Raw genomic sequence first — 7,565 nt, forward strand, 5'->3', positions numbered from 1 at the left:
CATCTATGGTAACACCCGTTCCCATTCCGAACACGAAGGTTAAGCATAGGTGCGCCGATGATACTGAGCTGGAGACGGCTTGGAAAAGTAGGTGGCTGCCAGTTAATCTGGGCCTTTAGCTCAGTTGGCTAGAGCAACCGGCTCATAACCGGTCGGTCCGGGGTTCGAATCCCTGAAGGCCCACCATAATTTAATATTCGTGGGGGTATAGCTCAGTTGGGAGAGCACCTGCCTTGCAAGCAGGGGGTCAAGAGTTCGAATCTCTTTATCTCCACCATATTTGGTGATTAGGCATCTATGGTAACACCCGTTCCCATTCCGAACACGAAGGTTAAGCATAGGTGCGCCGATGATACTGAGCTGGAGACGGCTTGGAAAAGTAGGTGGTTGCCAATTAATAAAAAAGCTCTAAGATAATTCTTAGAGCTTTTTTGTATTTATAAAGTTATTAAGATTTATATTCTTTTAATATGCTGCAGTATGATTTAAGAATAAGAATTATAGATAAAAAAAAGCCAGGGGGTTCACCTGGCTAAGGTCAGTTAATAGGGTTCAATCATGGGGATATGTTATATGAAAGGGTTCTAAATTGCTAAAATATTTTTTAACAATTATAAGTATATCATAATCAGTATTATTTTTGCAATATATAAAAAATAAAATATAATAATTTTTTATTTTATACAAAAATATAACTATTTATTATCAAAATAAGTAATATAATATAACACATATAATACTGCATAAAAATCCAGAAATAATGCAAACAATTTTTGATATTCTGTTCCTTTTATCCATTTTTAATAAAATTATTGATATAAAAATACCAATAGGAATAGGTATTAGTTCTTCAATATAAATATATATACTTGAAATTATAAAGTATATAAAAATTTTAGATATAAAATATTTTTCTTTAGAATTTTTTAGTTTATATGATATAATTAATGAGAAAAAAAAGTAAATAATTATAAAAATAAATATATATTTCATTATTTCACCCCTTTAAAGATATATTTAATTATTCATTTTAATAGAAGGTGAAAAAATGTATAGCATTGAAGAAATAAGTGAAATTATAAAGACATGTAACAAATGTCAATTATGTAATAAAAGAAAAAATGTTGTTTTTGGTGAAGGAAATGTTAATACAAAAATAATGTTTATAGGCGAGGGGCCTGGGGAAGAGGAAGATAATACAGGACGGCCTTTTGTGGGAAAAGCAGGACAATTATTGACTAAAATGCTTGCAGCTATTGAGCTTAAAAGAGAAGATGTATATATTGCAAATATAGTAAAATGCAGACCACCTAATAACAGGGTTCCTTTTGAAGAGGAAGTAGTAAAATGCCTGCCTTATTTAAGATATCAGGTTTCTATTATAAAACCAAAAATTATAGTTTGTCTTGGGGCAACATCAGCTAAATACATAATTAAAAGTGATATAAGAATAACTAAAGATAGAGGAATATGGTATAAAAAAGGAAATTTCTACATTTTACCTACCTATCATCCTTCAGCTCTTTTAAGGGATCCAAGTAAAAAGAAAGATGCATGGGAGGATTTTAAAAATATAAGAGAAAAACTAAAAATGCTATAATAACCCTTTCACAAAATAGTGATAGGGCTTTTTTTATAAATAAGTATATTTTCAATAAAAGTATTACAAAATAAAGTTGGAGGGATAAGTAATTGTTTAAGATAATTGGAGTAAAGCATGATAATAAAGGAGAAATTGTTGCATATAAACTGGATAACGGAAAGATTGTAACAAAGGATGAAGGAGTTAATATTGCAAAAAAGGGTGAGATAGAGGGCGTTACTGTTGGAGTTTCTAAAAAAGGAGAGGAGTTTTTAAGAAGCGTTCCTGATGGGAAGGATATAAATAATCTTGATAATTTGCCAGAGGTAAGGTAGGTGATATATTGAAAAGCCTCAAGATAGAGAAACTTATTAAAGATGGAGAAAAAAATATTATAGGTTATGAATTGAATACTGGATCTATAATAGATAATGAACAGGCAGTATATATGATAAAAAAAGGTGAACTTAGCGGTGTAAGAATAGTTTGTGATGAAAAAGGAAAGGAAAAAATAGAAGGAAGAGATTTTAATCTTGAAAATTTGCCCGAAGTAAAATAGGTGGAAACAAAAACCACCTATTTTACTTTTTTAATGTATGTATTTGTTGTAAAATAAATATTATAAATATATAATTTGAGTGGTGATATTATGAATACTATAGATGTTTGCACTGAAAATAAAATACACGAGGAAACGATAAATTTTGCTAAAAGTAATATGATATCAGATAAGGACATTTTAAAATTGTCGGAGCTTTTTAAGGTTCTTGGGGACGCGACAAGAATAAAGATATTATTTGCACTTTCATTAAATGAACTGTGTGTATGCGATATTGCATGCATTATAGGTATGACCCAGTCAGCAGTTTCACACCAATTAAGGATATTGAGAAATTTAAGGCTTGTTAAATATAGAAAAGAGGGTAAGACTGTATTTTATTCTCTTGATGACGACCATGTTGTAAATCTATTTAAGCAAGGACTTGAGCATGTTAAGCATGATTAGGAGGAGTACAATTGGAACAATTTAAGCAGATTGAAGAGGAATATAGAAATATAGTTGATAATAAATTAGTGGAAAACATTAAGATAGTTTTTGGAGAAGGAAATAAAAATGCAGATATTATGCTGATTGGCGAGGCGCCTGGTGAAAAAGAGGAGGAAATGGGAAGACCCTTTGTAGGTCAGGCTGGAAAAAATCTCGATGAATTTTTAAATTTGCTAAGTCTTAAAAGAGATGAGATATACATAACTAATGTAGTTAAGATAAGACCTTATAAGATAAATGAGAAAACAGGAAGAAAATCGAACAGGCCTCCAAATAGTAAGGAGATTGAAATGTCTGTTGAAACCTTAAGAAAAGAAATTGAAATTATTTGTCCTAATATAATCGTTACCCTCGGGAATATTCCATTAAGGGCAATTTTAATGGATAAAAAAGCAACTATAGGAGAATATCATGGAAAAGCTATAATGCTTGATAAATTTGTTCTTTTTCCACTATATCATCCTGCAAGTATTATATATAATAGGGAATTAAAACATATTTATTATGATGATATACTTAAATTAAAGGATTATATCAAAGGTAGAGAGGAGAATAATATTGAAAGATAGATTGAAAGAGTTTAAAGATAATGTAAAAAATAAAAAGGTTGCAATAGTAGGTATAGGAGTTAGCAATACACCTCTTATAGAAATGTTGTTAAACTATGGAGCTAAGGTTGTAGCGTGTGATAAAAAGACATCTCTTGGAGATTTAGAGGAAAAATTAAAAAAATTAGGTGTAAAACTTTATCTTGGAGAAGAATATCTTAAAGGTGTTATTGATTGCGATATTATATTTAGAACTCCTTCTTTAAGGCCTGACAATGAATATTTAATAAAGGCAAGAGAAAAAGGAGCCTATGTTACTTCTGAGATGGGTGAGTTTTTGAAATACTGCCCTGCTAAAATATTTGGTGTAACTGGAAGCGATGGAAAAACAACAACAACAACTTTAATATATGAAATGCTAAAAAATGAAGGATATAAAGTTTTTCTTGGGGGAAATATAGGAAGTCCTCTTTTAAACAGAATTGAAGAAATTAGTAAAGAAGATTATGTTGTAGTTGAACTTTCAAGCTTTCAATTGATGGATGTTAATTATTCTCCTGATGTATCTATTATAACTAATTTAAGTCCTAATCATTTAGATATTCATAAGGGAATGGATGAGTATGTAAACTCAAAAAAGAATATTTTTCTGCATCAATGTGAAAATGATATCGTAGTACTAAATAATGATAATGAAATAACCAGTTCAATGAAAAGAGAAGTAAAAAGCAGCCTAAGAACATTTAGTATGAAGGATAGTACTGCATTTTCATATTTTGATGGAGAAAAACTTATTTGTAATGGTATCAGCATATGCTCTATCGATGATGTTAAGCTCCCTGGTATGCATAATGTAGAAAATCTTTTAGCTGCATTTTCGGCGGTATATGGTTTTGTTTCATCAGAGAGTATGAAAAAGGTAGCAACAAGTTTTACAGGGGTTGAACACAGGATTGAGTTAGTGAGGGAAATAAATGGAATAAAATTTTACAATGATTCTATTGCATCAAGCCCTACAAGAACAGTTGCAGGACTTAAATCCTTTAAAAATAAAGTTATACTTATTGCAGGAGGATATGATAAAAAAATACCCTTTGAAGAACTTGCAACAGGAGGAATAGATAAAATTAAAATACTTATTCTTATGGGAGCAACAAGGGAAAAAATAAAGAAAGCCTTTGAGAAAGAAATGGAAAGAAGAAAAATAAATCTCCCTATAATAGATGCAGAAAATCTTGAGGATGCAGTTAAAAAGGCATATGAAATGGCAGGGGAAGGAGATATTATTACTATGTCTCCAGCTTGTGCAAGTTTTGATATGTTTAAAAATTTTGAAGAGAGAGGGAAAAAATTTAAGGAAATAGTAATGAAGCTATAAATATTATTTTAAATATTTATAGCCATTCTGACATATCCCCTATTCATTATGAATAAAATTATTCAAAAAAAGCAATTTTAAATTTATTCATTCTAATGTATGAATAATAATTATATTATAAATCTTAGAAACTATTAAGTTTAGTTAAATCAATATTTTTTTGTTGATTTTAGAAATTTAATATGTTAAATTATTGATAATTTAAACATTTTATGAAAGGGGTATGTCAATGGAGGAACATCAAAAATCTTTGAAAAGGGAAAATTTTTCATCAGGAATTGCAGTTTTTTTTGCAACACTTGGTTCAGCGGTAGGTCTGGGGAATATATGGAGATTTCCTTATTTAACAGGTGCAAATGGAGGAGCAGCATTTTTAATCGTTTATTTAATATGTATTGCTTTTATAGGAATTCCAGTAATGGTATGTGAATTTTATATAGGACGAAAGACAAGAAAAAATGCTGTTGGTGCCTTTGATAAAATAGGTGCTTCAAAGGGATGGAAAACAATTGGATTTGCAGGTATAGTATCGGCTTTTTTAATAATGTTTTTTTACAGTTGTGTTGCTGGATGGGTTTATTCATATTTGTTTAGAGCTATAAATGGAGATTTTGCGGGAATAAATCCTGATGCATCAGGAGCAATGTTTACAAAAACAATTCTTGGACCTATGCCTCCAATTCTATGGCAAATGATTGTTTTAGTTGTTGTCTCATTAATACTTATTGCAGGGGTTCAAAAAGGAATAGAAAGAATCACAAAAACACTAATGCCGGTATTATTTATATTGATTATAATATGTGATATAAGAGCAATAACTCTCCCAGGAGCTGCTCAGGGATTTACATTCCTTTTTAAACCTGATTTCTCAAGCTTGACTGCAGCAGGAATATTAACAGCTTTAGGACTTGCATTTTTTAAGCTTTCGCTTGGTATGGGAACTATGATGACTTATGGAAGTTATTTTACAGAGGATAATAATTTGATTGCAACGTCAGCAAAGGTTGCAATATCTGATACAATAGTGTCTCTTCTTGCAGGTATTGCAATATTTCCAGCTGTATTTTCCTTTGGAATGAAACCAGGTGCAGGCCCAGGACTTTTATTTATAACTATACCACTTGTTTTTTCAAAAATTCCTCTAGGGAATCTTCTTCTTGTAGCATTTTTCTTTTTAACATCAATAGCTGCAACAACTGCTATGATGTCATTAGTTGAGGTTCCTGTTGCTTACCTTACTGAAGAAAAGGGAATGAATAGGAAAAAAGCCGTTATTACAACAACTGCGATAATGGCTATAATCGGAATACTCGCAACTCTTTCTGTAGATAAAGGAAGTGTTTTAGGTAAGGTTAGCATATTAGGAAAAGGTTTTTTTGATTTGTTTGATTATATATCTTCGAATATATTACTTCCAGTTGGGGGTCTTTTAATAGCTGTATTTGTTGGATATTTCAATAAAAAAGAAAGTATAGTAAATGAGCTTTCCAATGAAGGTACTTTAAAGAATACTAAATTAATAAATATATATTTATTAATATTAAGATTTGTAACACCAGTATTGCTTATCCTTGTGTTTTTAAATTCAATAGGATTAATCAAGATAAAATAAATATTCAAAGAGCCTTTGATAGTTTTCTATTAGAGGCTTTTTTCTTTCTATATAATATGTTAAAATAACTCTTATAAAATTTTTGGAAGGAAATATAAAATGAATAAAAAGTATAAAAGATGGTTTTATGTGCTTTTATGGGCATTGATTATTTTTATGTTTTCAAATCAAACTGGAAGCGATTCTTCTAACAATAATAGATTTATATTGCAGATTTTAAAATCATTGAATATAAATATAGATTATATATTTAAAAGCAAAACAGATTATATAATAAGAAAGACAGCACATTTTACGGAATATTTTATTCTTTGCTATCTTATATTTAATGCGCTTTATATAGATTTAAGCCGTAAAAAGAGTTTGTTTTTATCTTTACTATTTACTTTTCTTTATGCTTGCAGTGATGAATTTCACCAAATGTTTATAGCTGGCAGAGGTCCTTCTTTTAAGGATGTAATGATAGATACTTTTGGAGGGGCATTTTATTCAATTATTAATCATATTAGAGAAATAAAAAGAAGAAGGTTCATTGATATATAGTTAATGTGATGTTAAACACTCTGGAAATATATTCATATATAAAATTCTTAAAAAAAATATTGTCATATAGAAAAAGCTATGATATAATAAATTTCGTTGCGCTAAGGTTTTGAGCCACTAGCTCAGTCGGCAGAGCACATGACTTTTAATCATGGTGTCCGGGGTTCGATTCCCCGGTGGCTCACCAAAAGTTGATGATAACCTGACATATCAATTTATGATGTGTCAGGTTATTTTTATATGTAAAAAGGGGGGAGACCTTATAATATTACAACAACGGAGCTTAGTGTATCGAGGTATATAATAAAAAGAAATATAAAGAAATAAAAAGATTTATGAATATAAATTGATTAAAAGGATAATAATAAAAACACATAAATAAATGCATGTGCTATCATATAAAAGTCGCTTGAAGCGGCAAAGAATAAAGGAAGTTAAGAGAAAAAACTTCCAAACAAAAAAGAGTTGACTTAAGAGAAAAGACGTGATAAACTAACTAAGCTGTCTTTTGAAAGAGCAGATGATTAAGTAAAAAGATGGCAAGAAAAAAGAAGTTGACAATAAAGATACGACATGATAATATAATAAAGCGTCTTGAGAAGAGAGTATTTGAACCTTGAAAATTGAACAGTGGATAAGCGAACGTACCATAAAAGATGCAAATAAGCATCAAAAATGAGTTTCAGGATTTTATCTTGAGAGTTTGATCCTGGCTCAGGACGAACGCTGGCGGCGTGCTTAACACATGCAAGTCGAGCGGAGGCAGCACTTAACACTGAGTGCTTAGTGGTGAGAGCTTAAATTAAGTTAGTCAGCGTCAAGACCGCGTAAGCGGGCTTCACGCTATATAAGAA

At 30.3% G+C, this 7,565-nt stretch carries 8 protein-coding genes, 3 tRNA genes and 3 rRNA genes; all 14 read left to right on the forward strand.

The features are described from left to right. Positions 1–104 (forward strand): 5S ribosomal RNA (gene rrf, locus B5D15_RS14750); the annotation flags it as partial. A 5-nt stretch (positions 105–109) separates the two neighbouring features. Next, positions 110–186 (forward strand) — tRNA-Ile (locus B5D15_RS14755). A gap of 15 nt (positions 187–201) precedes the next feature. Next, positions 202–277 (forward strand) — tRNA-Ala (locus tag B5D15_RS14760). Between the two features lie 2 nt (positions 278–279). Continuing rightward, positions 280–396 (forward strand): 5S ribosomal RNA (rrf, locus tag B5D15_RS14765). A 652-nt stretch (positions 397–1,048) separates the two neighbouring features. Continuing rightward, positions 1,049–1,600, forward strand: a complete 552-nt coding sequence (locus B5D15_RS14775) for a uracil-DNA glycosylase (RefSeq protein WP_078697868.1) — start codon at positions 1,049–1,051, stop codon at positions 1,598–1,600. A 92-nt stretch (positions 1,601–1,692) separates the two neighbouring features. After that, positions 1,693–1,917, forward strand: a complete 225-nt coding sequence (locus B5D15_RS14780) for a DUF3892 domain-containing protein (protein ID WP_078697869.1) — start codon at positions 1,693–1,695, stop codon at positions 1,915–1,917. Between the two features lie 8 nt (positions 1,918–1,925). After that, positions 1,926–2,141 carry a DUF3892 domain-containing protein gene (locus tag B5D15_RS14785; RefSeq protein WP_078697870.1) on the forward strand — a complete coding sequence of 72 codons (216 nt, stop codon included), beginning with the start codon at positions 1,926–1,928 and terminating at the stop codon, positions 2,139–2,141. Between the two features lie 90 nt (positions 2,142–2,231). Further along, positions 2,232–2,588, forward strand: coding sequence for an ArsR/SmtB family transcription factor (locus B5D15_RS14790; RefSeq protein WP_078697871.1), 357 nt, complete (start codon positions 2,232–2,234; stop codon positions 2,586–2,588). A gap of 11 nt (positions 2,589–2,599) precedes the next feature. After that, entirely contained in the window at positions 2,600–3,199 is a 600-nt protein-coding gene (locus B5D15_RS14795; protein ID WP_242948768.1) for a uracil-DNA glycosylase, read from the forward strand. Continuing rightward, complete coding sequence (gene murD / locus B5D15_RS14800; protein ID WP_078697872.1) at positions 3,189–4,556, forward strand: UDP-N-acetylmuramoyl-L-alanine--D-glutamate ligase; 1,368 nt, start codon at positions 3,189–3,191, stop codon at positions 4,554–4,556. The genes B5D15_RS14795 and murD overlap by 11 nt, the downstream gene beginning before the upstream one ends. A gap of 229 nt (positions 4,557–4,785) precedes the next feature. Further along, positions 4,786–6,168, forward strand: coding sequence for a sodium-dependent transporter (locus B5D15_RS14805; protein WP_078697873.1), 1,383 nt, complete (start codon positions 4,786–4,788; stop codon positions 6,166–6,168). Positions 6,169–6,267: 99 nt separating this feature from the next. Continuing rightward, positions 6,268–6,711, forward strand: coding sequence for a VanZ family protein (locus B5D15_RS14810; RefSeq protein ID WP_078697874.1), 444 nt, complete (start codon positions 6,268–6,270; stop codon positions 6,709–6,711). A gap of 111 nt (positions 6,712–6,822) precedes the next feature. Beyond that, a tRNA-Lys gene (locus B5D15_RS14815) sits at positions 6,823–6,898 on the forward strand. Positions 6,899–7,402: 504 nt separating this feature from the next. Further along, positions 7,403–7,565, forward strand: a 16S ribosomal RNA gene (locus tag B5D15_RS14820); the annotation flags it as partial.

The organism is Caloramator quimbayensis (assembly GCF_900167605.1).
Taxonomy (GTDB): Bacteria; Bacillota; Clostridia; order Clostridiales; family Caloramatoraceae; genus Caloramator_B; species Caloramator_B quimbayensis.

Coding starts and splice junctions, on each gene's coding strand:
- B5D15_RS14775 (WP_078697868.1), top strand. CDS start 1,049: ATGTATAGCATTGAAGAAATAAGTGAAATTATAAAGACATGTAACAAA.
- B5D15_RS14790 (WP_078697871.1), top strand. CDS start 2,232: ATGAATACTATAGATGTTTGCACTGAAAATAAAATACACGAGGAAACG.
- B5D15_RS14805 (WP_078697873.1), top strand. CDS start 4,786: ATGGAGGAACATCAAAAATCTTTGAAAAGGGAAAATTTTTCATCAGGA.
- B5D15_RS14810 (WP_078697874.1), top strand. CDS start 6,268: ATGAATAAAAAGTATAAAAGATGGTTTTATGTGCTTTTATGGGCATTG.